Origin of the sequence: Chitinimonas koreensis, assembly GCF_014353015.1 — a bacterium.
In the GTDB taxonomy this organism is placed as follows: Bacteria; Pseudomonadota; Gammaproteobacteria; order Burkholderiales; family Chitinimonadaceae; genus Chitinimonas; species Chitinimonas koreensis.
In genome coordinates this window covers 4,133,583-4,156,628 of the sequence record NZ_CP060704.1, presented here as the reverse complement: position 1 = coordinate 4,156,628, position 23,046 = coordinate 4,133,583, and the positions used below count along the sequence as shown (strand labels likewise).

The window sequence follows — 23,046 nt, the reverse complement described above, 5'->3', positions numbered from 1 at the left end:
ACGCGGATTCATAACGGCGCCGGGCGGTTCCCGGCGGCGGGCCGGTACCGGGTTCCGCCTTGGGCCCGACAGGACAAGGAGCGACATGCAAAACGACACGCCCGGCATGGCCGGGCGTGTCGTTTTGCAGGCAGCTTCGATCGTCTGCGCAGGTGCGATCAGCCGGCGTCCGCTTCCGCCAGCACCGCCAGCACCTCGCCCACCCGTTCGTAATCGCGCGACTTGTCGAAGAAATAGTCGGCGCCGAGCTTCAGGCAGGCCTGGCGGAAATTCGGCAGCGCGTAGGAGGTGAGCACGATGATCTGCGGCCGCCGCGGCGTGCCGGCCTGCCGCTCCAGGTGGCGCAGCACCTCGATGCCGCTGCTGCCCTGGCTCAGCCGCATGTCGAGGATCAGCACATCGACCGCGATGCGGTCCAGGTCGGCGATCACGGCCGCGGCGCTGGCCCCGCTGCCGACCACGCCCATCCGTACGTCGCGGTCGATCGCCTCGACCAGGCGGTCGCGGATCGCCGGCGAATCCTCGGCGATGTAGACGCGCAATTGCGATCGGGCGCGGGCGGGGCGGTGCTGCACGGTATTGGGGGCTGGCATGGCGTCATGCTTGCTGGCGGACGGCCCGGGCTCTTCTCCGCTCCGTCCCGCCTGTTGGTCGACCCGGCATGCCGGCCAGCGCGTCATTCGATCAAGCCGTGCTTGAGCGCGTAGGCCGTGATGTCGGCGTTGTTGCTGAAGCCCATCTTCTCGAGCATGCGGCTGCGATAGGTGCTGACGGTCTTCACGCTGAGGCACAGCGTGTCGGCGATCGCGCCGATCGCCTCGCCGCGGGCCAGCCGGCACAGGATCTGGAATTCGCGCTGCGACAGTTCCTCGTGCGGATTGCCCGCTTCGGGCTTGCCGATCTGGTCCAGCAGGAGTTGTGCCACCGCGGGGCTGACGTAGCGCTTGCCCGCGAGCAGCGCGCCGATCGCATCGATCACCTCGTCGGGGGCGCTTTCCTTGTTGATGTAGCCGTTGGCGCCGGCCTTGATCAGGTTCAGCGCGTACTGGGTGTCGGCGTAGCCGCTGAGCATCAGCACCGGCAGGTCGGGCTTGATCGCCTTGATCTGGCGCAGCGCGTCGATGCCGTTCTTGCCCGGCATCGAGATGTCGAGCAGGACGACGTCGAGCGCCTCCTCGCGCACGGCGCGGACGGCTTCGTCGCCGTCCGCGGCCTCGCGCACCACCAGCATGGCCGGATCGTCGGCCAGGAACTGCTTGAGGCCGGCACGCACGATGGCGTGGTCATCTGCAATCAGGATCTTGATCATGTCCGTCGTGGTCGGCCCATCAGGAGGCCGTGAATCGGTCAAGCGACATTATGCACATCCGAGCGCGAATTTTTCCGGCAACCGGTCGCTGGCGGCGTATTCGTTGAGCCGGTTGTACAGCGTCTTGAGACTGACGCCGAGCACCTTGGCGGTCCGCCGCTTGTTGCCCTGGTAGCGCTCGAGCGTGGCGAAGATGATGCGCCGTTCGGCTTCGTCGAGCGAGGTGCCGACCTCGAATTCGAGCACCCCGCTGGCGGGCGTGCGCTCGCAGGGCTTGAGCGGCATCAGGGTGTCGATGTCGACCTCGTCGTCGGCCATGATGAAGGCGCGCTGGATGCAGTTCTTCAGCTCGCGCACATTGCCCGGCCAGCCGTACTGGCGCAGCTTTTCCTCGGCGCCGGCGGCCAGCACCTTGTCGCAGCCGCTCTGCTCGTTGAGCTCGGCCAGGAAGCGGTTGGCCAGCAGGATCACGTCGTCGTCGCGCTGACGCAGCGGCGGCAGGGTGATCGGGAACACCGCCAGGCGGTACAGCAAGTCCTCGCGCAGATGGCCGTCGCGCACCGCTTCGAGCGGCTCGCGGTTGGTGGCCGCCACCACGCGCACATTGCATTCGATCTCGTGGTCGCCGCCGACCCGCACCAGCCGGCCGGTCTCCAGCACGCGCAACAGGCGCACCTGCATGTCGAGCGACATCTCGGTGATCTCGTCGAGGAACAGCGTGCCGCCCTCGGCACGTTCGAAATAGCCCTGGTGCGACTTGTTGGCGCCGGTGAAGGCCCCTTCTCGTAGCCGAACAGCTCGGCCTCGATCAGCGTCGAGGGCAGCGCGCCGCAGTTGAGCGCCACGAAGGGGCGGTCGGACCGCAGGCTCTTCTCGTGGATGGTCTGGGCCACCAGCTCCTTGCCGCAGCCGCTCTCGCCGATCACCAGCACCGAGGCTTCGCTCGGCGCGACCTTGCCGATCAGCTGGAACACGTCGCGCATCGCGCTGGAGGCGCCGTAGAGCTGGCCGAAGCGGCCGCTCTCGCAATCCGGCCGCGAACGCTGCTTGCGCGCGGAACCGGTCGACGGCGTGCCGCGGTAGTAGGAGAACAGCGAGGGGATCGCCGGATCGGCGGATTCGTGCCTGAGAGAGTCCAACATGGTTTTCGCTCCTTGCCCAATTGCTTCGTTCGCAGTCCTTCCGGCCGGAAATTGCCTCGTTTCCGCTGGAGGGCTCGTCGGGTTTTGCATGCTGGTCATGATCGACCGGATGGGCCTGCCGATCAATTTGTCATAACCGCATTCGGCTGTCGGAGATCGGCGCGTCGTTGCGTAGGACGATTCCTACATGGCAGGGAAGGGGGAAGAGCGAAGGGGGAAGGATGCCTCGCGGCGCCGGCCGGCGCCGCGAGGGTTCAGGCTCGCTGGGAAGGGACGGCCGGTCCGGCGGTAGAGCCGGCGGCGGAGGGTTCGGGTGCCGGCTCGGCCTGCTCGGCCGTCGCGCTCAGCCACATCGAGCGCAGCAGCGGCAGGTAGGCCGCCAGGCCGCGCAGGCGGGCGACCAAGCCGACGTCCCGCTCGCGGCAGGAGCGGGCGCGACGCGAGCGGCCGCCGCGCGTCAGCGCGAAGGCCAGCGCGGCGCCGGCCGCGCCGGCGGCGGCGAGCCCCAGCGGCGTGCGCAGCAAGGCGGCCAGCGAGTCGCCGGTCTCGCGCCAGTGGCCGCGCAGCCGGCCGCGCCGGGCCGCGATGTCGTCGGCCAGTGCGTCGCAGCGGCGGATCAGCTCGCGGCGGTTCATGCCGGCTTCCCGCCGTCGTTCGCCGCCATTTCGAGCCGCCAGCTGCGCAGCAGTGCGCGGCTGCGGGCGAAGCCCATGTCGGCCAGCGCGCGGCGTGCGGCGCGCCACAGCCACAGCGCGATCGCCGCATTGAGCAGCGCCGGCAGCAGCAGCGCGATGGCGGCGGCCCAGCCGGCGGCGATCAGCGCGGCCACCAGCGCCGCGTTCAGCGCCAGCCAGGCCAGCGCGGCGACCGCCACTGCGCCGGCGGTCAGCTCGGCCGCCAACAGGCCGCTCCTGAGCGCCAGCCGGCCTTCGAGCCCGACCAGCCGCAGGCTGTCGGCATAGAGCGCCGAGGCCTCGTGCAGCACGGCGCCGCCGTGGCGGAACAGCGCGCCGAAGGCGTCGTCGGACGGCTCGGCGCCGGCGGCCGGCGGCAGGTCATCCGGTGGCGGAGCGGGCGAGTGGGGCGCTTGCATGGTTTTTCTCCCTGAATGGATGCCTGCGGGGCAGCAAGGAATGCGCCAGGGCGGCACGGCCGCATCGCCGCGCGGGCCGGCCCGCGGCGATGTAGGACTTGCACGCCGGCGTGCAAGTCCGTCACCCGCCGGACGGCTGGCCGGCCGCCGGCCGCGGCACGCGCACCTCGATGGTGGTGCCGCCGCCCGGCGTGCCCTCGATCGAGAAGCGGCCGCCGGTGCCGACCACGCGCTGGCGCATGCCGGCGATGCCGTGCGACAGCGGGTTCAGCTCGGCGCCCGGCGACAGGCCGATGCCGTCGTCGCGGATCAGCAGCCGCCAGCCGTCGTCCTCGCCGCGCAGCGTGACGGTCAGCCGGCTGGCCTTGGCGTACTTCACCACATTGGTCAGCGCCTCCTGGGTGATGCGGTAGAGCGCGATGGCGACCGGCTCGGGCATGTCGGCGATCGCCTCGTCGAGGTCCAGCTGCGCCGTCAGGCCGGTGCGTTCGCACACCTGCTGCACCTGCCACTCGAGCGCGGCGGCCAGGCCCAGCGTGTCGAGCACCGAGGGCCGCAGCTCCTCGATCAGGCGGCGCTTGATGTCGACGCTGGCGTCGAGGCTCTGGATCGCGCGCTCGAGTTTTTCCGCCAGCGCCTGGTCGCTCTCGCGCAGCTTGCCCAGCACGTAGGTGACGTCCATCCGCGCCGAGATCACCGCGCTGCCGAGCTCGTCGTGGATGTCGCGGGCGATGTGGGCCTTCTCGCGTTCCTGTTGCAGTTGCAGATCGGTCGACAGCGCGGACAACACCGCGGTGCGCTCGGCCACGATGCGCTCGAGCTCCTGCCGGCGCGCCTCGGCGTTGCGGGCGCGCTGCGCGCCGGCTTCCAGCTCGCGCTGGGAACGGTGGTAGAGCAGCAACAGCAGGATCAGGTTGACCGCGGCCAGGATGGCGGTGCCGGCACGGGCCAGGTTGATGTCGGTGCGCGAACCGCGCACGAAGCGTTCGTAGTGGCGCGCCTCGCCGGCGATGGCGCCGTCGACCACCGCCGCGATCTCCTCGCTGGTGCGGCGGCCGAGGTCGCTGCGCACCAGCGCGCGCGCGGCTTCGAGCCCCTGCTTGCTGTAGAGCGCCAGCACCGCGTCGAATTCGCCGATGCGCTGGCCGACCAGGTTGTTGAGCCGCACCAGCTGCGACCGCCGTTCAGGGCTGGCGGCCCAGATGACGCGCAGGCGCTCGATCTGGCGCTGGATGCGAGCCTGCGCGTCGCGGTAGGACGCCAGGTAGTCGGGCTGCTCGGTCAAGAGGAAGCCGCGCTGGCCGGCCTCGACCTCGTGCACGATCGACAGCGTCTCGCGCAACAGGCCGCGCGCCTCGATCGACAGCGCCAGCTGGTTGCCGGCCGCGCCGAGCCGGCGGTGGGCGAGCTCGGACATGATCAGGAAGAAGCAGGAAAGACAGACGCCGAGCGCGACGAAGGCGGCGAAGTTCAGGTTCCGCTTGAAAGGGGCCACGCGGTCTCCTCGGTTTGGGCCGGCATGCCGCTGGAATAGGTGGGCCGGTTTCCGACTGTGTCACGTTCCTTGGACGCGCAACAAGGTCAATCGCTCCGGCGAGTCGCCGAGGCCGGCGTCCGGACCGGTCGTGCCGTCCCGTCCCGGCTGGCACGCAATGTGCGATCCAAGCTGTTGCGGCGCGCGAGTCCGCGCCGAAGCTTTTGCCCGCATCGAGCGATTCCTACCCAACCAGGAGAGCATCATGACCACTTCGACTTCCATTCCGCCGTCCGCCGTCCGCGGCAACCAGCGTACCGCCCACCCGCTGCGCGACGATTTCTCGTCGCTGATCGGCGAGGTCGAGAAGCTGGTCAGCCACGGCGGCGCGCTGACCGCCGAAGCGCTGGAAGCCACCCGCCAGCGCCTGGCCGAAGAAGCCCGCGTAGCCAAGGCGCGGCTGGGCGAACTGGGTGATGCCGCCTCGGAAAAGGCCGAGGAGGCGCGCAGCATGGGCGAGGACTACATCCGCGCCAACCCGTGGAAGGCCGTGGGGATCGCGGCGGCCTCGGGCGCGGTGGTCGGCTTCCTGCTGGGCCGGCGCTGATGGCCGGCCGGACCGGCCGGCTGCGCTGAACTCGTCGGCCGAACCTGCATGAGCGAAGCCCGACGTTCATCGGATGAACGTCGGGCTTCGTGCCGTTCGGGCCGGCGGATCGCCTCGGCGACAGGGTCGGCAGAGCAGGAAATGCTCACCGGGTGGGCAAGGCTTACATCGTCGGCCGCTCAGTCGACGACGAAGAGCCTGGCGCCCACCGCCGTGCTGGAGCGATGCGGCTCGGCCCGGTCGGCCACCTGGTAGCTCATGCCGGGCCGCAGCGTGAAGCGGCGGCCGTCGGCCAGCTCGGTCTCTAGCTCGCCCTCGAGGCATAGCAGGATATGGCCCTTGCTGCACCAGTGGTCGGCCAGGTAGCCCGGCGTGTATTCGACCATGCGGACCCGGATGTCGCCGAAGGTGGCGGTGCGCCAGTAGGCGAGGCCGGTTTCGCCCGGATGTTCGGTCGCTTCGATTTGCGACCAGTCGGTGGTGCCGAAGGGAATGGCCGAGATCTGCATGCGCGTTCCTGGAAGATGCCCGGCCGCGGTCGGCGCGGGCCGATTGAAGGGTCAGCCGATGAAGCGGCTCGCCGCCCGCTTCACCCGGTCGTTGACCGCCAGCCATTCGGCCGTCTGCGGCGGCTGTTCCAGCAGCAGCACGTCGAAGCGGCCGCCGTCGAAGGCGCGCAGGGTGGCGTAGAGCGCACGGGCGTAGTCCTCGGCGCCCAGCGGCATGGCGTGGCATTCCGCGCCGCAGACCGCCGCCAGCATCTGCGAACGATGCAGCAGCGCGACCCGCTCGCCGGACTCGAAGCGGCGGTAGGCCTCGTTCTCCAGCGCGCCGAGCGGGCCGACCAGTAGCGGCGTGCGCGGCGCGTAGTGCGAGTCGAGCAGGCCGGAGACGCGCATCTGCGCGGTCTGCGGCTTTTCGTGGTGGACCAGCGTGCGGCCGAGCACCGCCTCGATCGCCTCGGCCGGCACGCCGCCGGGACGCAGCAGCGCCGGCTGCGGGCCGGTCAGGCCGACGATGGTCGATTCGACGCCGACCGGGCAGGGGCCGCCGTCGAGGATCAGCCGCAGGCGGTCGCCGAATTCGGCCTGGACGTGCTCGGCGGTGGTCGGGCTGACGTGGCCGAACTGGTTGGCCGACGGCGCGGCCAGGCCGCCGCCGAAGCGGCGCAGCAGTTCGTGGGTCAGCGGATGGGCCGGCGCGCGCAGGCCGACGGTGTCCTGGCCGCCGGTGACGGCGTCGGGCACCTGCGGCTGGCGCTGGAGGATCAAGGTCAGCGAGCCGGGCCAGAACGCTTCGGCCAGCTTCCAGGCGTCGTCGGGAATGTCGCGCGCCCAGTCGGCCAGCTGCTCGCGGCCGGCCAGGTGGACGATCACCGGATGGTCGGCCGGCCGGCCCTTGAGTGCGAAGATCTTGGCCACGGCGGCCGGGTCGGCGGCATCGGCGGCGAGGCCGTAGACGGTCTCGGTCGGGATGCCGACCAGTTCGCCGGCGCGCAAGAGCGCGAGCGCCTGGTCGAGGTCGGTGGAGATGTTGTGCATGGGCATGATTTTACCGGTCATGCGATGCGCGCGTCGTATGGCGCAAGTGTTTTCGCCGCGTGGTCAAGCAGGCCTCGGGCTGCCGCCGCCGACGGCCGTCGGTAACGTTGCGTATCCGCAGGTCGGACTTCAGTCCGACAACGACGTCGAGCGGCAGCGCCGTCGGACTGAAGTCCGACCTACATCGTCGAGCAGCGTGCCGTAGGAGCGGCTTCAGCCGCGAATGATGGATGCGGAACCGGCGCATTCGCGGCTGAAGCCGCTCCTACAGGGGCGTCTCCATGCGGGGCGCGCGCTCAATGCGCCACGTCGCCCGCCTGCGCCATCCTGGGCGGCGTGCGCATCCAGAACAAGAGCGGCAGCAGCAGCACGATGGCCAGGCCGAACCACAGGAACAGGTCGCTGAAGGCCAGCATCATCGCCTGCTTGTTCACCTGCAGATTGATCAGCGCATAGGCCTTCTGCGTCGCCGCCATGGCGCTCTCGCCCTTCTGGCGGAACATGCGGCCGAACAGGTCGAGCCGCTCGGCCATCGCCGCGTTGTCGTGCGCCAGGTGCTCGACCAGGCCGGAGCGCTTGATGTCCTCGAACTTGACCAGCAGCGTGGCCGACACCGCGATGCCGACGCTGCCGCCGAGCTGGCGCACCAGGTTGTAGAGGCCGGTGGCGTTGGGGATCTCCTTCGGCGCGATCTTGGCCAGCGTCAGGTTGTTCAGCGGCATGAACACCAGGCCGAGGCCGAAGCCGCGCAGCAGCAGCGGCCAGAAGAAGTCGGAGAGGCCCGATTCGGTGGTGAACTCGTGGTGGCCCCACATCGCATACATGAACACCGCCGCGCCGGTCACGATGATGAAATGGGCCGGCACGCCGCGCGACAGCATCTTGGCCGCGATCGGCATGGTGAAGGCGGCCGCCAGCGCCGAGGGCAGGATGATCATGCCGGTCTGGAAGGCGTCGAAGCCGATCAGCGTCTGGGCGTAGACCGGGAACAGGAACACGGTGGAGAACAGCGCCGCGCCGAGGAAGAAGGTGAACAGGAGGCCGACCGAGAACTGCAGGTCGCGCATGATGCGCAGGTTGACGATCGGGTGGTCGTATTCGAGCTGGCGGATGACGAAGGCGAACAGCGACAGGAAGCTGGCGATGGCGTAGGCCAGGATTTCGGCCGACTCGAACCAGTCCTGCTTCTCGCCGCGCTCCAGCATCAATTGCAGCGCGCCGACGCCGACCGCCAGCAGGATCAGCCCGAGGTAGTCGACCGCCTCCGCCACCTTGCGGTGGGCCGAGTCGGGCACGAAGGTCAGCACCATGAACAGCGCGATCGCCCGAGCGGCAGGTTGATGTAGAAGATCCACGGCCACGACCAGGTGTCGGTGATCCAGCCGCCGACGGTGGGGCCCAGCGAGGGCCGAACATGATGCCCATGCCGAAGATCGCCATCGCGGTCGCCATCTCGCGCACCGGGAACACCTCGTACAGCGTGGCCTGCGCGGTGGCGATCAGGCCGCCGCCGCCGAGGCCCTGCACGATGCGCCAGAACACCAGCTCGCCCAGCGAGGTCGAGTTGCCGCAGGCCCAGGAGGCGACGGTGAACACCAGGATCGACAGCGCCAGGTAGTTGCGCCGGCCGAACTGGTTGGCCAGGAAGCCCGAGATCGGCAGCACGATCACGTTGGCCACCACGTAGCCGATCGAGACCCAGGTGATCTCGTCGAGCGTGGCGCCGAGCGTGCCCATCATGTGCGGCACCGCGACGTTGACGATGCTGGTGTCGAGCAGCTCGAGCACGCAGGCCAGCGTGACGGTGGCGGCGATGATGAAGCGGTTGCGGTAGATGCTGTCGGCGTCGGTGCTGCGCAACAGGCCGGGGAGGAAGGGTTTCATGGTCGACTCGGGAGGATCGATGGGTCAGGCCGGCCGGGCGAAGGCGAGCTTGATGCCGAGGAACAGGAACACGGCGCCGACGCCGCGGTTGAGCCAGGCAGCCGTGCGCGCACTGGCCTTGAAACGGCGGCCGGCGCCGGCCGCCATGAAGGCCAGCAGGTGGCACCACAGCATGCCGTTGAAATCGAACACCGCGCCGAGGAAGACGAAGGCCAGCGCCTTGCTCGGCGCGGCCGGGTCGATGAACTGCGGCACGAAGGCCAGGAAGAACAGCGCGACCTTGGGGTTCAGCACATTGGTCCAGAAGCCCTGCCAGAAGATGGTGGCCAGCGGCGCCGCCGCCAGCCGGGCCGGCTCGTCCGCCGCCGCGGCGCGGCTGCGCAGCAGCGACAGGCCGATCCACACCAGGTAGGCCGCGCCGGCCAGCTTGACCGCGGTGAAGGCCATGCTCGACGCCGCCAGCAGCGCCGACAGGCCGAAGGCGGCCGCCAGCACGTGGACCAGCGTGCCGGCGCCGATGCCGAGCGCGGCGGCCGAGCCGGCCCGGAAGCCCTGGCTGGCGGCGCGGCTGGCGATGTAGAGCGAGTCCGGGCCCGGCGTGATGTTGAGCAGCAGGCCGGAGGCGATGAACAGGGCGAGGTCGTGGGTACCGAGCATGGCTGTGCGTTTCAGGCCTTGCGCTTGCGCCAGTACGGCAGTTCGTCGGCGTGGCAGTCGACGTCGAGATCGGCGACGCGCTGCTGCAGGTGGTCCTGCACGTCGCGCACCGCCTGGTTGTAGAGGCTCGGGCCGATTTCCTCGGCGATGTAGCGCAGCAGGTTGCGCGCCGGCAGGTCGCCCAGTTCGCCGTCCAGGTGCAGTTCGAAATAGCGCTTGAGCGAGGCGACCAGCTCGTCCTCGGTGCGCGGCGGGAGTTTGATCGTCGCGGTCATGCCCGGGCTCCGCCCGCGGGGGAAGGCAGCAGCGCGTAGCCGGTGCGCAGCGCATGCGCCCAGTCGGGCCGGCCGTTGCGCTCGGCCTGTTGCGCCGCGGCCTCGTGGTCGTAGGGCAGGGCGATCAGCTCGGCGCGCCAGCCGGCGTCGGTGCGCTCGACGATCGCATAGCGCGCGTCGGGGCTGCCGGTCTCGCTCAGGTGGAAGTAGGGATGGTCGTCGTCGTAGGCCGGCAGGCCGACGCTGCCCGGATTGACCACCAGCGTGCCCCGGCCCGCACGCATGGTCCGCGGCAGGTGGGTGTGGCCGCAGGCGACCAGGCCGGCTTCCACGTCGCCGAGCCGGGCGTCGACCTCGGCGCGGCTGGCCATGCGGCTGCCTTGCGGCGTCACCGTCTCGAGGAAATAGACCAGGTCGCTGTCCGGCGTGCCGTGGCACAGCAGCACGTCGTCGTCGAGCGCCAGCGTGGCCGGCAGCGCGGCGATCCAGGCCAGCGTCTCGTCGCCGAGCCGGTCGCGGGCATGGCCGTCGCTGGCGTTCATGCGCGCACGGTCCGGCGCCAGCAACTGGCGTTCGTGGTTGCCGGCCAGCTGCGGCCAGTCCTGCCGCATCAGCAGCGCGGCCGTCTCGGCCGGCCACAGCGGGCCGCTCAGGCTGTCGCCGAGGTTGGCGATGCGGTCGACCGCGCGGCGGGCGAGGTCGGCCAGCACCGCTTCGAGCGCGGGCAGGTTGCCGTGGATGTCGGAGACGAGGGCGAGGCGCATGGTCGGTGTCCGGGATTGCCTGCAACTCTACTTACGAAGTGCGCCGCGAGCCCGGTCGTGCGACGAGCAGGCGACCGACACCGCGCAGACGAGCGAAGCGAGGCCCCTCTGGACCACCCCGCGAAAGCTTCGATTTCGCGGGGATCCCCGTCGGCGGCGAGGGCGGGGGGAGTCGGGATGAAACAGGGGATAGCCGATGGCCGAGCACGCACGGACTGCAAACCCCGGCTTTGCCGGGGGGTGAGCCGCAGGCTGCGTACACAATGGCCGTCATTCGAAGAAGTCGGCTATCGAATACGGATGCTGGCGACCACGCTCATGCCGGGCCGCAGCGGCGTGGCCTGGCTGTCGTAGGCGTCGAGCTTCACCTTCACCGGCACGCGCTGCACCACCTTGGTGAAGTTGCCGCTGGCGTTGTCGGGCGGCAGCAGCGCGAACTTGGCGCCGGTGGCGGCGCTGAACGAATCGACCTTGCCGGAGAACACCTTGCCCGGATAGGCGTCGACCTCGACCTCGACCGGCTGGCCGGCCTTCACCTTGCCGACCTCGGTTTCCTTGAGGTTGGCGGTCACCCATACGTCCTGCAGCGGCACCAGGTAGAGCAGGGTCTGGCCCGGCTGCACCAGCTGGCCGATCTCGACCGATTTCTTGCTGCTCACGCCGGCCACCGGCGCCTTCACCTGGGTGTCGCCGAGCTGGATCGCGGCCAGGTCGCGCTGGGCGCGCACCGAGTCGACCTTGGCCTGGGCCGACTTGAGGCCGGCGCCGGCGACGCCGATCTGCTTGCCGGCGGCGTTGGCGGTGTCGCGCGCAGTCTTCAGCTGCGATTCGGCGGTGCGCAGCGCGGTCTGGGCGGCGTCGAGCTGCGAGGCGGTCGCCATGCCCTTGCTGGCCAGCGAGCGGATCCGGTTCAGTTCGTTGCGCGCGTATTCGGCGCCGGCATCGGCCTGGCTGATGGCCGACTGCGCCGCCGAGGCGCTGGCCTGGGCGAAGCCGACCTGGGCCTCGGCCTGGCCGGTCTGGTTCTTGCCGCCGGCGGCCGCCACCGCGATCTTCAGGTCGGCCTCGACCTGGGCCAGCCGCGCCGCGTAGTCGCGGTCGTCGATCTGCACCAGCACGGCGCCGGCCGCGACCGACTGGTTGTCGCTCACGTCGACGCGCGTCACGTAGCCGCTCACCTTGGCCGCGACCGGCACGATATGGCCCTCGACCTGGGCATTGTCGGTCTCGACGAAGGTGCGGCCGTGCCACCAGTGGTAGCCGACCCAGCCGGCGATGCCGACCGCGGCGAGGGCGAAGACGATGCGGGCCTTGTTCTGTTTCTTCGGTTGGGAAACGTCGCTCATGGATTCTGTCTCTGTCTCGTTTTCTTGTGCCGGCAGGTCGCGGCCATCGGGGAAGTCGGGCGCAGCTTCAGCGCCGCTGCAGGCCCTGGAGCAGCAGGTCGTAGTGGAAGCGGGCGAAGCTCAGCAGGTCGACCGGCTCGGCGTCGCACAGCGAGAAGCTCTGCTTCCATACCTTCATCATCATCAAGGGCGAGATCACCGCGCGGGTGGCCATCTGCACGTCGACCGGGCGGAATTCGCCGGCCGCGATGCCGCGCTCGATCACCCCGGCGAACAGCCGGCGGCTGCGCACCACCACCTCGTCGACGTAGAAGCGCGCGAGCTCGGGGAAGTTGGCCGCCTCGGCGATCATCAGCTTGGAGATGCCGGTCGCCGGCGACTCGACCATCCGCTCGGCCCAGCCCTCGAGCAGCTGCCACAGCAGCTCGGCCCAGCTGCCGCGATGGCCGTCGACCAGGTTCTCGGCGAATTCGAGGCTGGGCAGCACGGTTTCGCGCACCACGGCCTTGAACAGCTCTTCCTTGTTGTCGAAATAGAGATAGACCGTGCCCTTGGTGACGCCGGCGAGCTTGGCGACGTCGTCCAGCCGGGTGGCGGCATAGCCCTTCTCCATGAAGAGCTGCAGCGCGGCTTCGACGATCTCGGCGGGACGGGCTTCCTTGCGCCGTTGCCAGCGCGGCTGGGGCGTGTCCATGGCGGCTTCCTGTAAGTGAACCACTGGTAATTTATTACTTAATGACTCTAAGGTCAACAATGCGCGGCAGGATTGAAGGCCATGGCCGAAAGGCGTAAGGTGACCTCAAACATTCGCCTAGTGCATGAATAAATTGCCCCAAGCTACTGAATTTGAACTGGAAATAATCGAATCCGGCCCCGTGGGGCCGGATCTTCGTCCGCCGCTGCTGTTCATCCATGGCGCTTATGCCGGCGCCTGGTGCTGGCAACCTTACTTCCTGCCCTATTTCGCCGAGCGCGGTTACCGCAGCTTCGCCCTGAGCCTGCGCGGCCATGGCGGCAGCGCGGGCGCGGCCGAGCTGTCCGCCTGGCGCATCACCGATTACGCCGCCGACCTGGCCCGCGTCGCGGCCCGGGTCGAGGCGCGTTGCGGCCGCAAGCCGGTGCTGGTCGGCCATTCGATGGGCGGCTTCCTGGCCCAGATGCATGCGCGCAAGCATGCGGTGGCCGGCCTGGCGCTGCTGGCCACGGTGCCGCCCGAAGGCCTGATCGGCTCGGCGCTGCACCTGCTGTGGCGCCATCCGCGCCTGATGTGGGAACTGAACGCGCTGCAGCACGGCGGCGTGCCGCCGCGGCTCGACAAATTGCGCGAGCTGCTGTTCTCGCCGCAGATGCCCGAGCGCGAGCTGCTCGAATACGCGACGCGCTTCCAGCACGAATCGGACCGCGCGCTGATCGACATGACGCTGCCGCAGCTGGACTACCGCCCACCGCTCGGCATGCCGCCGGCGCTGGTGCTGGGCAGCGAGGACGACCTCCTGATGCCGGTCCACCTGATCTACAGCGCGGCGCGCCAGCTCGAGGTGCATGCGCAGATGCTCAAGGGGCCGGGCCACCTGCTGATGCTGGATCGCGACTGGCGGCTGGCGGCCGACGCATTGGCCGACTGGCTGGAGGAGCTGCCATGACGCGGCTGGGCCTGGCGGCATTGGCCTGCGCGCTGCTGGCGCTGGCCGGCTGCGGCAGCACACCGGCGCGCAAGGCGGCGAAGCGGCCGGAGCCGGTCGACACCTCGCTGGCGCGCATCGAGGTCGGCGACAACGGCCGCGAGATCGTGATGTATGCGCTGGGCCTGGTCGACGTCGGCTACCAGTTCGGCGGCAAGAATCCCGAGGCCGGCTTCGACTGCTCGGGCATGGTCAGCTTCATCTACCGCAACGCGATCAACGTCGAGCTCAAGGGCAGCGCCGCCGACATGGCGCGCCGCGGCCGCCCGGTCGGCCGCAGCCAGCTGCAGGCCGGCGACCTGGTGTTCTTCAACACCATGAACCGGCCGTTCTCGCACGTCGGCATCTATATCGGCGACGACAAGTTCATCCACTCGCCGAGCACCAACGGCCGCATCCGCATCGAGAGCATGAAGAGCAAGTACTTCGCGACGCGCTACGAGGCGGCGCGGAGCTTTTTCGCCGGCTAGCGGCGGCCGATCTCGATCCGCTACAGCACGATCACGGCCATGTGTAGGAGCGGCTGCAGCCGCGAATGGGCCGGGCTTCGCCTGGCCGTCATTCGCGGCTGCAGCCGCTCCTACAAGAAACATCGCCGCCTGGCTTGGCCGGGCGAACCGGCTTCGAAATACGACGCGCCAAAACAAACAGGGGAGCCGAGGCTCCCCTGTTTGCTACCTAGCGCCGACCGATCAGGCCGACGGCTCGGACTTGCCGGCCTGGCTGGTCTCGATCATCACCAGCTCTTCCTGCACCGGCGCGGCCTGCTGCGACGGCTTCACGTCGCTGCGGCGGCGGCGCGGGGCGGCCGGTTCGAGCGGCAGTTCGACCGGCTCGAAGGCCTTGAGCTTGGTATCGACCTGGACCAGGCCGACGTCCTCGGGCCGGCCGATCTCGGCGACCTGGGGCGTGGCAGGCGCTTCCGCCACCGGGGCTGCGACCGGCGCGGTTGCGACGGCTTCGACCGGGGCTTCGACCGGTGCGGCGGCTGCTTCGGCCGGGGCCGGTGCTGCGGCCTCGGCCACTTCGGCTACCGGTTCGGCCTGGACGGCGGCTTCGGCTGCCGGTTGAGCGGCGACCACCGCTTCGGCTTGCGGCTCGGCGGCCGGCTGGACTTCGGTCTCCACCGCTGCGGCGACAGGCGCTTCGACGGCGGCCGGCACTGCGACGGTTTCCACCGGCGTGGGCGCTTCGGTCACGGCCGGCGCTTCGACAGGCGCGGCGGACTCGACTACGGCCGGTGCGGCCACCGTTTCGACAGCTGGCGGGGCCACGGTCTCGACGGCCGCGACCGGCGCGGCTTCGAGCGCAGGGGCCGGGGCTTCGGCCACGGCGGCAGGCGCCTCGACCTCGGCACGCGCGGCGACCGGCTGGACTTCGGCCGGCGCGGCGGCGACATCCTGCACGGCTGCCGGCGCTTCGATCGCAGCGACTTCGGCCGCTGCGGCGCCATCGTCCTGCGCCATGCCTTCGGCGCCCTCGACCAGCTGGCCCGACTCGGTACGCTCGCCACGGCCACCGCGACGGCCACGACGACGACGGCCGCGGCCTTCGTTGCCGGCTTCCTGGCCTTCGGTCGGCGCGCCGTCGATCGGCAGCAGTTCCTGCTGCGCCGGCTCGGCGGCCTCGCTGCTCACTTCCGGCTTGGCTTCGGGCTTGTTTTCGGCCTGCGGGCGCGGCTGGCGCGGTTCGCGCTCGGCCCGCGGCTCGCGCGGTTCACGCGGCTGGCGCGGTTCGCGTTCGGTGCGCGGCGCTTCGCCGCCTTCGCGCGGCTCGCGCTGTTCACGCGGCTGACGCGGTTCGCGTTCGGCGCGCGGCTCGTTGCCCTCGCGCGTTTCACGCTGCTCGCGCGGCTGGCGCGGTTCGCGGTTCTCGGCCTGGCGCTCGTTGCGGCCCTGGCCTTCGCCACGGTCGCTGCGTTCGCTGCGCTGGCGATCCTGCTTCTGCTCGCCGCGCGGCTGGCGTTCGGCGCGCGCCTGCTCGTCTTCCTCGATGCGCGGCTTGTTGCCGCCGCGGCGCTGCTCGTCGCGGCGCGCTTCCTGGTTCGGACGCTCGCCACGCTCACCGCGCTCGCGGCGGTTCTGGCCTTCGCCGCCGCGGCGGTTGTTGCCGTTGCCGTTGCTGCTGCGCTCGCGGTTGCCCTTGGCGGCCGGCGCGGCCGGCTTGGCCTCTTCCACCGGCTCCTCGCCCTTGAACCAGTTGACGATGCGGGCGAACAGCGAGGGCTTGGCCTCGGGCTGCGGCGCCGGGACCGGCGTCGGCGCGGGCTTCTCGACCGGGGCCGGGGCCGGCTGCGACGGGGTGATGCCCTTCACGGCGGCTTCCTGGCGCGGCTTGGCCGGCTCGCTGTCCTTGCCGTGGGCCTGCTCTTCCTCGGCCGGCGCTTCCATCATCTTGTACGACGGCAGCACTTCCTCGATGTGGTTGAGGTCGTCGTGGCGCAGGCGCACCACCGAGTAGTTCGGCGTCTCGAGGTGGATGTTGGGGATCAGCACCACGCCGACCTTGAGGCGCGATTCCACCGCGAAGATGTCGGCGCGCTTCTCGTTGAGCAGGAAGGTGGCGACGTCGACCGGGACCTGAGCGTGCACGGCGCCGGTGTTCTCCTTCATCGCCTCCTCCTGGATGATGCGGAGGATGTGCAGCGCCGACGATTCGGTACCGCGGATGAAGCCGGTGCCGTGGCAGCGCGGGCAGGGCTGGTGGGCGGTCTCGCCGAGCGAGGGTTGCAGGCGTTGGCGGCTCAGTTCCATCAGGCCGAAGCGCGAGATCTTGCCGGTCTGCACGCGGGCGCGGTCGTGGCGCAGCGCGTCGCGCAGGCGGTTTTCCACCTCGCGCTGGTTGCCGGCCTTCTCCATGTCGATGAAGTCGACCACGATCAGGCCGCCGAGGTCGCGCAGGCGCAGCTGGCGGGCGATCTCGTCGGCGGCTTCGAGGTTGGTGCGGGTCGCGGTCTCCTCGATGTCGCCGCCCTTGGTGGCGCGCGCCGAGTTGACGTCGACCGAGACCAGCGCCTCGGTGTGGTCGATCACGATGGCGCCGCCCGAAGGCAGGGCCACTTCGCGCGAGAAGGCGGTCTCGATCTGGTGTTCGATCTGGAAGCGCGAGAACAGCGGCACGTCGTCCTTGTAGACCTTCACGCGGTTCACGAAGCCGGGCATCACGTGGCTCATGAACTGGCGGGCCTGTTCGTAGACGAACTCGGTGTCGATCAGGATCTCGCCGATGTCGGGCTGGTAATAGTCGCGGATCGCACGGATGACCAGGCTGCCTTCCTGGTAGATTAGGAACGGGCCCTTCTGGGCGCCGGCGGCGTTCTCGATGGCGCGCCACAGTTGCAGCAGGTAGTTCAGGTCCCACTGCAGCTCTTCGGCGCTGCGGCCGATGCCGGCGGTGCGGGCGATGATCGACATGCCGCCCGGCACGTCGAGCTGGTCCATGGTAGCGCGCAGTTCCTGCCGCTCTTCACCCTCGATGCGGCGCGACACGCCGCCGCCGCGCGGGTTGTTCGGCATCAGCACCAGGTAGCGGCCGGCCAGCGAGATGAAGGTGGTCAGCGCGGCGCCCTTGTTGCCGCGCTCGTCCTTTTCCACCTGCACGATGACTTCCATGCCTTCGCGCAGCGCATCCTGGATGCGCGAGCGGCCGTCGGCGCCGTCCTGGAAATAGGCGCGGGCGACTTCCTTGAAGGGGAGGAAACCGTGGCGGTCGGTGCCGTAGTCGACGAAGCAGGCTTCGAGCGAGGGCTCGATGCGGGTGATGACACCCTTGTAGATATTGCTCTTGCGTTGTTCCTTGCCGACGGTCTCGATGTCGAGATCGATGAGCTTTTGGCCGTCGACGATGGCGACGCGCAGCTCTTCGGCTTGGGTCGCATTGAACAGCATGCGTTTCATGAAGGTTCTCCCGCTACCGGACGGGCAGGGGCGAACACACCGACGGCGGGTAGCCGTCGAGGGAAGACTCAGGGGGTAAGGCGTTGCGTTTGGATCGGCAAGGCGGGAAGTCCTGGGGTTCCGTGCTGTCGTCGCGGCCGAGATGTCGTTGCCGCGCGCGGGTGTGTCCTGGGTAGATGCCGGCCGGCCTCGATTGGAGCGCCGACCCTGCGGATGTCCGGTGATGCGTTTTGTAGCTGGTGCCGTCGTTGCTTGGCGGTGAACGACGTTAACCGCACAGGCTGGATTGCCTCGGCCGCGATTCCCCAAAAGAGCGAAGTGATTGCTTGCGCCGGTCTTGCGCACATCGGTGCCGGCGAACTGTGCCGGCACGGCAAGAAGAGTACGGACGCGGGGAAAGAGCAGGAAAGGCCGCGCGAGCCGGTCGCGCGTGAGATAATCCGCCGCTTTAGCGCCCAATTCGGCGTACCCGATTCGGCGGCGGAAGCGGCCGGGACGGGTGGCGGATGGTCTCGCCGCCGGTGGTACCGGGAGCCGGCCGAAGCGGTGGGCAAGACCGCACGAGTATATGACAGATGGACGACACCAGCAAAGTTTCCTACCTCACCGTCGGCAGCGAGGAAGCGGGCCAGCGGCTCGACAACTACTTGCTCAAGCAGCTCAAGGGCGCCCCAAATCACTGGTCTACCGCATCGTCCGGTCGGGCGAGGTGAGGGTGAACAAAGGCCGGGCCGACGTGACCTACCGCATCGCCGAGGGCGACCTGATCCGCATCCCGCCGATCCGGCTGGCCGAGCCCTCGGCCAAGCCCTCGGCCGGCGCGCTGGCGCGCAGCCCCGAGCTGCCGATCCTGTTCGAGGACGAGGCGCTGCTGGTGATCGACAAGCCGGCCGGCCTGGCGGTGCACGGCGGCAGCGGGGTGAGCTTCGGCGTGATCGAGCAGCTGCGCGCGCAGCGGCCCACGGCGCGCTTCCTGGAGCTGGTGCACCGGCTCGACCGCGAGACCTCGGGCATCCTGCTGATCGCCAAGAAGCGCAGCGCGCTGGTCGCGCTGCACGAGATGCTGCGCAACGACCGCGGCATGGACAAGCGCTACCTGGCGCTGGTCAAGGGCCAGTTCCCCGACGCGCGCCGCCACGTCCGCTTCAAGCTGCAGAAATACGTGACCGCCGACGGCGAGCGCCGCGTCAGCGTGACGCCCGACGGCCAGGACTCGCACACCGTGCTCAACCGGCGCGACCGCTTCGGCGACGCGACGCTGCTCGAGTGCGAGCTCAAGACCGGCCGCACCCACCAGATCCGCGTGCATTGCGCGCAATCGGGCTTCCCCATCCTCGGCGACGACAAGTACGGCGATTTCGCGTTGAACAAGGCGCTGCCGCGGCAGGGCCTCAAGCGCATGTTCCTGCATGCCTGGCGGCTCACGCTCAACCACCCGCTGACCGGCCAGCCGCTGCCGCTCAAGGCGCCGCTGCCGGTCGAGCTGCAGTCCTATCTCGATTCCCTGGAGCGCTTCGATGGCTGAACGTTTCGACCTGCTGATCTTCGACTGGGACGGCACGTTGTGCGATTCCACCGCGATCATCGCCCATGCCATCCAGGCCGCCTTCGCCGACGCCGGCCTGCCGGTGCCGACGCGCCAGCAGGCCAATTTCGTGATCGGCTACGGCCTGACCGAGGCGATGCAGTACCTGGCGCCGCAGGCCACGGCGGCCGACGTGGCCGGTGTGGTGGAGAGCTACAAGCGCCACTACCTGGGCCGCGACAGCGAGATCGCGCTGTTCGAGGGCGTGGCCGCCGCGATCGAGCACTACAAGCAGGCCGGCTACTGGCTGGCGGTGGCAACCGGCAAGTCGCGCCGCGGCCTGGACCGCGTGCTTGAGCAGACCGGGCTCGGTCATTACTTCGACGTCACCCGCTGCGCCGACGAATGCCACTCTAAGCCGCATCCGCAGATGATCGAGCAGATCACCGACCACCTCGGCGTCGCCCGCGACCGCGCGGTGATGATCGGCGACACCACCCACGACCTGCAGATGGCGATCAACGCAGGCACCTCGGCGCTCGGCGTGGCCTACGGCGCGCATCCCAAGACGGAGCTGGCGGCGCTGTCGCCGCTGGGCCTGTTCGACGCCTTCCACGATCTCGACCTCTGGCTGCGCAACTATGGCTGAGCGCAGGTGGCGCATCTGCGCGGCCGACGAATTGCCCGACGGCGGCCTGGGCAAGCGCTTCCAGGCCGAGTGGCGCGGGGTGCCGGCACCGGCCTTCGTGGTGCGTTGGGCGGGGAGGGTGCACGGCTACCTGAACGAGTGCGCCCATATCCCGATCGAGCTCGATTTCAACGAGGGCGACTTCTTCGATCTGTCCCGCAGCTATTTGATCTGCGCGACGCACGGCGCTTACTATAGGCCGGACACCGGGCTGTGCCTGGGCGGGCCCTGCAAGGGCGCGCGGCTGACCAAGCTGACGGTCGTGGAGGAGGACGGCGACGTGTTCTTCCTGCCCGATGCGCCGCCGCCGCGCTGAGCCGGCCCGACGACGCATACATCCATAGAGGAATCGCATGAACGAGCAGCAGAACCCGAACTGGGAACGCCAGACCCTGGAAAAGATGCTGGTGACCGCGCTCAAGGAGCAGCGCAAGGGTCGCAACTGGAGCATCTTCTTCCGCTTCGTCGGCTTCGCCTGGCTGTTCCTGGTGCTGGCCATCATCGTCACCTGGCGCCACGGCAGCGGCGGCGCCGAAGCCGGCCGGCGCACCGCCGGCCCGCACAGCGCGCTGGTCGATCTGCGCGGCGTGATCGCGGCGGGCGAGCAGGCCAACGCCGACGACATCAACGGCGCGTTGCGCGAAGCCTTCAAGGACAAGAACACCCGCGGCGTGATCCTGCGCATCAACAGCCCCGGCGGCAGCCCGGTGCAGGCCGGCCAGATCGCCGACGAGATCCGCCGCCAGCGCAAGCTCTATCCGAACACCCCGCTCTACGTGGTGGTCGACGACATCTGCGCCTCGGGCGGCTATTACGTCGCCGCCGCGGCCGACAAGATCTTCGTCGACAAGGCCAGCCTGGTCGGCTCGATCGGCGTGCTGATGGACGGCTTCGGCTTCACCGGTGCGATGGACAAGCTCGGCGTCGAGCGCCGCCTCTTGACCGCCGGCGAGAACAAGGGCTTCCTCGATCCGTTCTCGCCGCAGAACCCGCAGCAGGTCGAATACGCCAAGCAGATGCTGGAAGAAGTGCACCAGCAATTCATCAAGGTGGTGCGCGACGGCCGCGGCAAGCGCTTGAAGGAAACGCCGGACATGTTCTCGGGCCTGGTCTGGAGCGGCGAGAAGAGCGTCGAGCTCGGCTTGTCCGATGCCTACGGCTCGGCCGACTCGGTCGCCCGCGACGTGATCAAGGCCGCCGACATCGTCGACTTCACGCCGCGCGAAAGCTGGGCCGACCGCTTCGCCAAGTCGATCGGCGCCAGCGCCGGCGCCAAGCTCGGCAGCTACTTCGAATTCAAACTAAAGTAAGTTCGGCGGCAGGCATCCGCTGCAAGCATGGCCCGGCATCGCCGGGCCGTTTCACGACCGGGGTGGCGCATGGCGCGCAAACGCAGGGTTGAAGAGCACGAGAATCACGAACGCTGGCTGGTGTCCTACGCGGACTTCATCACGCTGCTGTTCGCCTTCTTCGTGGTGATGTACGCGATCTCGCAGGTCAACGAGGGCAAGTACCGGGTGCTGTCCAATGCGCTGACCTCGGCCTTCAACAAGAACGAGCCGGCCAGCGACGCGGTGCTCAAGAACGACCCGAACGGCGCCAACCAGGCGCTGATTCCGCTGCCGTTCCGTGACCGGCGCGAAGCGCAGGAGTTGCTCAAGAAAAAGCACGAGCGCGAGGCGGCGATGAAGGCCATCGCCACCGATCTGCAGGGTTCGCTCAAGGGATTGATCGACGAGGGGCAGGTGCAGGTCAGCCAGAACGCGCGAGGGGTCGCGATCGAGGTGAACGCGAGCCTCCTGTTCCCGGTGGGCTCGGCCACGCTCGATCCGCGCGCGGCCGAATCGCTGGCCGGCATCGCCCGCAAGCTCGCCAACGGCATCAATCCGGTGCAGATCGAGGGTCATACCGACGATGTGCCGATCGCCTCGGCCCAGTTCCCGTCCAACTGGGAGCTGTCGGCCTCGCGCGCCGGCACCGTGGTGCGGTTGTTCGAGGCCAACGGCGTCGCCGCCAGGCGGCTGGTCGCGCTGGGCTACGCCGCCAACCGGCCAGTCGATCCCGGTACCAGCGCCGAGGCGCGTGCGCGCAATCGGCGCGTCACCATCCAGATCCTGGCCGACAACGAGCAGGAGGCGGCCACGCTGCCGATCCCGGCGGCGCCGTGACCGCGTGGTTCGGCTATGCCCGATCGAAAGAAAAAGCCCGTCGAACGACGGGCTTTTTCATGGCTGCGGCCGGTTTCAGTGGCCGTCGCCGACCAGCTTGAGGCCGACGATGCCGGCGACGATCAGCGCGACGCAGCCGAGCCGGGCCGGCGTGGCGGCCTCGCCGAACAGCGCGATACCGAGTGCCACCGTGCCGACCGCGCCGATGCCGGTCCAGATCGCATAGGCGGTGCCGAGCGGCAGCGAGCGCACGGCCAGGCCGAGCAGCGCAAGGCTGGCGGCCATCGCGGCCAGCGTGCCGACGCTGGGCCACAGCCGGGTGAAGCCCTCGGTGTATTTGAGACCGACTGCCCACGCCACTTCGAGCAGTCCCGCGCAGAAAAGAAGAATCCAGGCCATGGTCGTGCCTCGTCCTTGTCGTCGTGGGGTCGTCCCCGTGATCGGGAGAGGCGCGGCGGGGTCGTCCCCGCCGGCCGGATGAGGGCCGCCTCAGGCCTTGCCGAGCGAGCTGCCGGGCCGCGACATGCGCGGCTGGCCGTAGGCATCGTAGGACAGCGAGGTGGTGTGGGTCGCCTGCAGCATCGACATCAGCTGCTGGTTCTGCTGCTGGCGGGTGTCGATCAGCCGGCCGTTGGTCAGGTTGAGCGCGCTGGCCTGGCGGGCGCTCTGGATCAGCTCCTGCCACAGCGCGGCCAGCGTCGGCAGATGCTCGGCCGGCAGCTGGCGGGCGCCGGTCAGCGGGTGCGGCGGATCGGGCGACAGCTCGACGCCGTTGACCTCGAACAGCCGCTTGCGCTCCTTGGCCAGCGCCTCGAGCGTCTGCGCGCGGGCAGCCTTCTCCTTGGCGAACTCGACCAGGTCGGCCAGCGTGTTGGCGACCAGCGCGCGCTGCTCGCGCTCGAGCAGGGCGACGAAGGCCTGCAGCTCGGCCAGCTCATTCTGAAGTACGACCAGCAGGGGAAGGGGGGGCATGGCGGCCTCGCGTCGGCGGTGCG

The 23,046-nt window shown here is 69.5% G+C and carries 25 protein-coding genes and 3 pseudogenes; 9 read left to right on the top strand and 19 right to left on the bottom strand.

Annotation, left to right across the window (positions count from 1 at the left end; genetic code table 11):
- Nucleotides 1–158: 158 nt before the first annotated feature.
- The 7 genes and pseudogenes from H9L41_RS17500 to H9L41_RS17475 form a co-directional block, all read right to left on the bottom strand.
- On the bottom strand, nucleotides 159–593 hold the full coding sequence (locus H9L41_RS17500) for a response regulator (RefSeq protein WP_028445248.1): 435 nt from the start codon (nucleotides 591–593) through the stop codon (nucleotides 159–161).
- Nucleotides 594–676: 83 nt separating this feature from the next.
- Nucleotides 677–1,309, bottom strand: coding sequence for a response regulator (locus H9L41_RS17495; RefSeq protein ID WP_028445247.1), 633 nt, complete (start codon nucleotides 1,307–1,309; stop codon nucleotides 677–679).
- A gap of 48 nt (nucleotides 1,310–1,357) precedes the next feature.
- Nucleotides 1,358–1,594, bottom strand: coding sequence for a helix-turn-helix domain-containing protein (locus H9L41_RS25095; RefSeq protein ID WP_265584064.1), 237 nt, complete (start codon nucleotides 1,592–1,594; stop codon nucleotides 1,358–1,360).
- Nucleotides 1,595–1,654: 60 nt separating this feature from the next.
- A pseudogene (locus H9L41_RS25090) lies at nucleotides 1,655–2,292 on the bottom strand (sigma 54-interacting transcriptional regulator); the annotation flags it as partial.
- 413 nt (nucleotides 2,293–2,705) lie between these two features.
- The gene (locus tag H9L41_RS17485; protein WP_028445246.1) at nucleotides 2,706–3,086 is read right to left on the bottom strand and encodes a hypothetical protein; all 381 of its coding nucleotides are present in this window, start codon (nucleotides 3,084–3,086) and stop codon (nucleotides 2,706–2,708) included.
- Entirely contained in the window at nucleotides 3,083–3,544 is a 462-nt protein-coding gene (locus tag H9L41_RS17480; RefSeq protein ID WP_028445245.1) for a hypothetical protein, read from the bottom strand. The genes H9L41_RS17485 and H9L41_RS17480 overlap by 4 nt, the downstream gene beginning before the upstream one ends.
- Before the next feature lie 121 nt (nucleotides 3,545–3,665).
- Nucleotides 3,666–5,039, bottom strand: a complete 1,374-nt coding sequence (locus H9L41_RS17475; RefSeq protein WP_028445244.1) for a CHASE3 domain-containing protein — start codon at nucleotides 5,037–5,039, stop codon at nucleotides 3,666–3,668.
- Nucleotides 5,040–5,283: 244 nt separating this feature from the next.
- Between H9L41_RS17475 and H9L41_RS17470 the strand changes: the two genes are divergently transcribed.
- Complete coding sequence (locus H9L41_RS17470) at nucleotides 5,284–5,625, top strand: ElaB/YgaM/YqjD family protein (RefSeq protein WP_028445243.1); 342 nt, start codon at nucleotides 5,284–5,286, stop codon at nucleotides 5,623–5,625.
- A 179-nt stretch (nucleotides 5,626–5,804) separates the two neighbouring features.
- On the opposite strand, the gene H9L41_RS17465 is transcribed toward H9L41_RS17470, so the two are convergent.
- From H9L41_RS17465 to H9L41_RS26280, 4 genes and pseudogenes are all read right to left on the bottom strand, one after another.
- Nucleotides 5,805–6,134 (bottom strand): DHCW motif cupin fold protein, encoded by a 330-nt coding sequence (locus H9L41_RS17465; RefSeq protein ID WP_028445242.1) that lies wholly within the window; start codon nucleotides 6,132–6,134, stop codon nucleotides 5,805–5,807.
- A gap of 51 nt (nucleotides 6,135–6,185) precedes the next feature.
- Entirely contained in the window at nucleotides 6,186–7,172 is a 987-nt protein-coding gene (locus H9L41_RS17460; RefSeq protein WP_028445241.1) for an L-threonylcarbamoyladenylate synthase, read from the bottom strand.
- A 290-nt stretch (nucleotides 7,173–7,462) separates the two neighbouring features.
- The gene (locus H9L41_RS17455; protein ID WP_187523509.1) at nucleotides 7,463–8,527 is read right to left on the bottom strand and encodes an MFS transporter; all 1,065 of its coding nucleotides are present in this window, start codon (nucleotides 8,525–8,527) and stop codon (nucleotides 7,463–7,465) included.
- A gap of 88 nt (nucleotides 8,528–8,615) precedes the next feature.
- A pseudogene (locus tag H9L41_RS26280) lies at nucleotides 8,616–8,903 on the bottom strand (MFS transporter); the annotation flags it as partial.
- On the opposite strand from H9L41_RS26280, the gene H9L41_RS25080 reads away from it, so the two are divergent.
- Nucleotides 8,869–9,000 (top strand): hypothetical protein, encoded by a 132-nt coding sequence (locus H9L41_RS25080; protein ID WP_265583825.1) that lies wholly within the window; start codon nucleotides 8,869–8,871, stop codon nucleotides 8,998–9,000. The pseudogene H9L41_RS26280 and the gene H9L41_RS25080 sit on opposite strands and share 35 nt — an antisense overlap.
- Nucleotides 9,001–9,074: 74 nt before the next feature.
- Here H9L41_RS25080 and H9L41_RS17445 read toward each other — a convergent pair whose 3' ends face one another.
- The 5 genes from H9L41_RS17445 to H9L41_RS17425 all read right to left on the bottom strand — a co-directional run bounded on the left by H9L41_RS17445 (nucleotide 9,075) and on the right by H9L41_RS17425 (nucleotide 12,786).
- Nucleotides 9,075–9,707 carry a LysE family translocator gene (locus H9L41_RS17445; protein ID WP_028445240.1) on the bottom strand — a complete coding sequence of 211 codons (633 nt, stop codon included), beginning with the start codon at nucleotides 9,705–9,707 and terminating at the stop codon, nucleotides 9,075–9,077.
- 11 nt (nucleotides 9,708–9,718) lie between these two features.
- Nucleotides 9,719–9,982 (bottom strand): DUF2164 domain-containing protein, encoded by a 264-nt coding sequence (locus H9L41_RS17440; RefSeq protein ID WP_034606342.1) that lies wholly within the window; start codon nucleotides 9,980–9,982, stop codon nucleotides 9,719–9,721.
- Nucleotides 9,979–10,746 (bottom strand): metallophosphoesterase family protein, encoded by a 768-nt coding sequence (locus H9L41_RS17435; RefSeq protein ID WP_028445238.1) that lies wholly within the window; start codon nucleotides 10,744–10,746, stop codon nucleotides 9,979–9,981. The genes H9L41_RS17440 and H9L41_RS17435 overlap by 4 nt, the downstream gene beginning before the upstream one ends.
- Nucleotides 10,747–11,033: 287 nt before the next feature.
- Nucleotides 11,034–12,092 (bottom strand): HlyD family secretion protein, encoded by a 1,059-nt coding sequence (locus H9L41_RS17430; RefSeq protein WP_034606339.1) that lies wholly within the window; start codon nucleotides 12,090–12,092, stop codon nucleotides 11,034–11,036.
- A 67-nt stretch (nucleotides 12,093–12,159) separates the two neighbouring features.
- A complete protein-coding gene (locus H9L41_RS17425) occupies nucleotides 12,160–12,786 on the bottom strand; it encodes a TetR/AcrR family transcriptional regulator (protein ID WP_028445236.1) in 627 nt (208 codons plus the stop codon).
- A 181-nt stretch (nucleotides 12,787–12,967) separates the two neighbouring features.
- Between H9L41_RS17425 and H9L41_RS17420 the strand changes: the two genes are divergently transcribed.
- Both H9L41_RS17420 and H9L41_RS17415 read left to right on the top strand, forming a co-directional pair.
- Nucleotides 12,968–13,735, top strand: a complete 768-nt coding sequence (locus H9L41_RS17420) for an alpha/beta hydrolase (RefSeq protein ID WP_051318802.1) — start codon at nucleotides 12,968–12,970, stop codon at nucleotides 13,733–13,735.
- Nucleotides 13,732–14,244: a C40 family peptidase gene (locus H9L41_RS17415; protein ID WP_051318801.1), complete on the top strand. Its 513-nt coding sequence runs from the start codon at nucleotides 13,732–13,734 to the stop codon at nucleotides 14,242–14,244. The genes H9L41_RS17420 and H9L41_RS17415 overlap by 4 nt, the downstream gene beginning before the upstream one ends.
- Nucleotides 14,245–14,466: 222 nt before the next feature.
- Here the strand turns inward: H9L41_RS17415 and H9L41_RS17410 are convergent, their stop codons facing one another.
- Nucleotides 14,467–17,670, bottom strand: a complete 3,204-nt coding sequence (locus H9L41_RS17410; protein WP_028445234.1) for an Rne/Rng family ribonuclease — start codon at nucleotides 17,668–17,670, stop codon at nucleotides 14,467–14,469.
- 575 nt (nucleotides 17,671–18,245) lie between these two features.
- Here H9L41_RS17410 and H9L41_RS17405 point away from each other — a divergent pair.
- The 5 genes and pseudogenes from H9L41_RS17405 (at nucleotide 18,246) to motD (ending at nucleotide 22,051) form a co-directional block, all read left to right on the top strand.
- Nucleotides 18,246–19,195 (top strand): annotated as a pseudogene (locus H9L41_RS17405) (RluA family pseudouridine synthase).
- Nucleotides 19,188–19,844, top strand: a complete 657-nt coding sequence (locus H9L41_RS17400) for an HAD-IA family hydrolase (RefSeq protein ID WP_028445233.1) — start codon at nucleotides 19,188–19,190, stop codon at nucleotides 19,842–19,844. The pseudogene H9L41_RS17405 and the gene H9L41_RS17400 overlap by 8 nt, the downstream one beginning before the upstream one ends.
- The gene (locus H9L41_RS17395) at nucleotides 19,837–20,199 is read left to right on the top strand and encodes a Rieske (2Fe-2S) protein (RefSeq protein ID WP_028445232.1); all 363 of its coding nucleotides are present in this window, start codon (nucleotides 19,837–19,839) and stop codon (nucleotides 20,197–20,199) included. Before H9L41_RS17400 ends, H9L41_RS17395 begins: the two co-directional genes overlap by 8 nt.
- A 37-nt stretch (nucleotides 20,200–20,236) precedes the next feature.
- Nucleotides 20,237–21,193, top strand: a complete 957-nt coding sequence (locus H9L41_RS17390) for a S49 family peptidase (RefSeq protein ID WP_028445231.1) — start codon at nucleotides 20,237–20,239, stop codon at nucleotides 21,191–21,193.
- 69 nt (nucleotides 21,194–21,262) lie between these two features.
- A complete protein-coding gene (motD, locus tag H9L41_RS17385; protein ID WP_028445230.1) occupies nucleotides 21,263–22,051 on the top strand; it encodes a flagellar motor protein MotD in 789 nt (262 codons plus the stop codon).
- A 75-nt stretch (nucleotides 22,052–22,126) separates the two neighbouring features.
- Here the strand turns inward: motD and sugE are convergent, their stop codons facing one another.
- Nucleotides 22,127–22,450, bottom strand: a complete 324-nt coding sequence (sugE, locus tag H9L41_RS17380; RefSeq protein WP_028445229.1) for a quaternary ammonium compound efflux SMR transporter SugE — start codon at nucleotides 22,448–22,450, stop codon at nucleotides 22,127–22,129.
- A 90-nt stretch (nucleotides 22,451–22,540) separates the two neighbouring features.
- The gene (locus H9L41_RS17375; protein WP_028445228.1) at nucleotides 22,541–23,023 is read right to left on the bottom strand and encodes a flagella synthesis protein FlgN; all 483 of its coding nucleotides are present in this window, start codon (nucleotides 23,021–23,023) and stop codon (nucleotides 22,541–22,543) included.
- Nucleotides 23,024–23,046 lie beyond the last annotated feature (23 nt).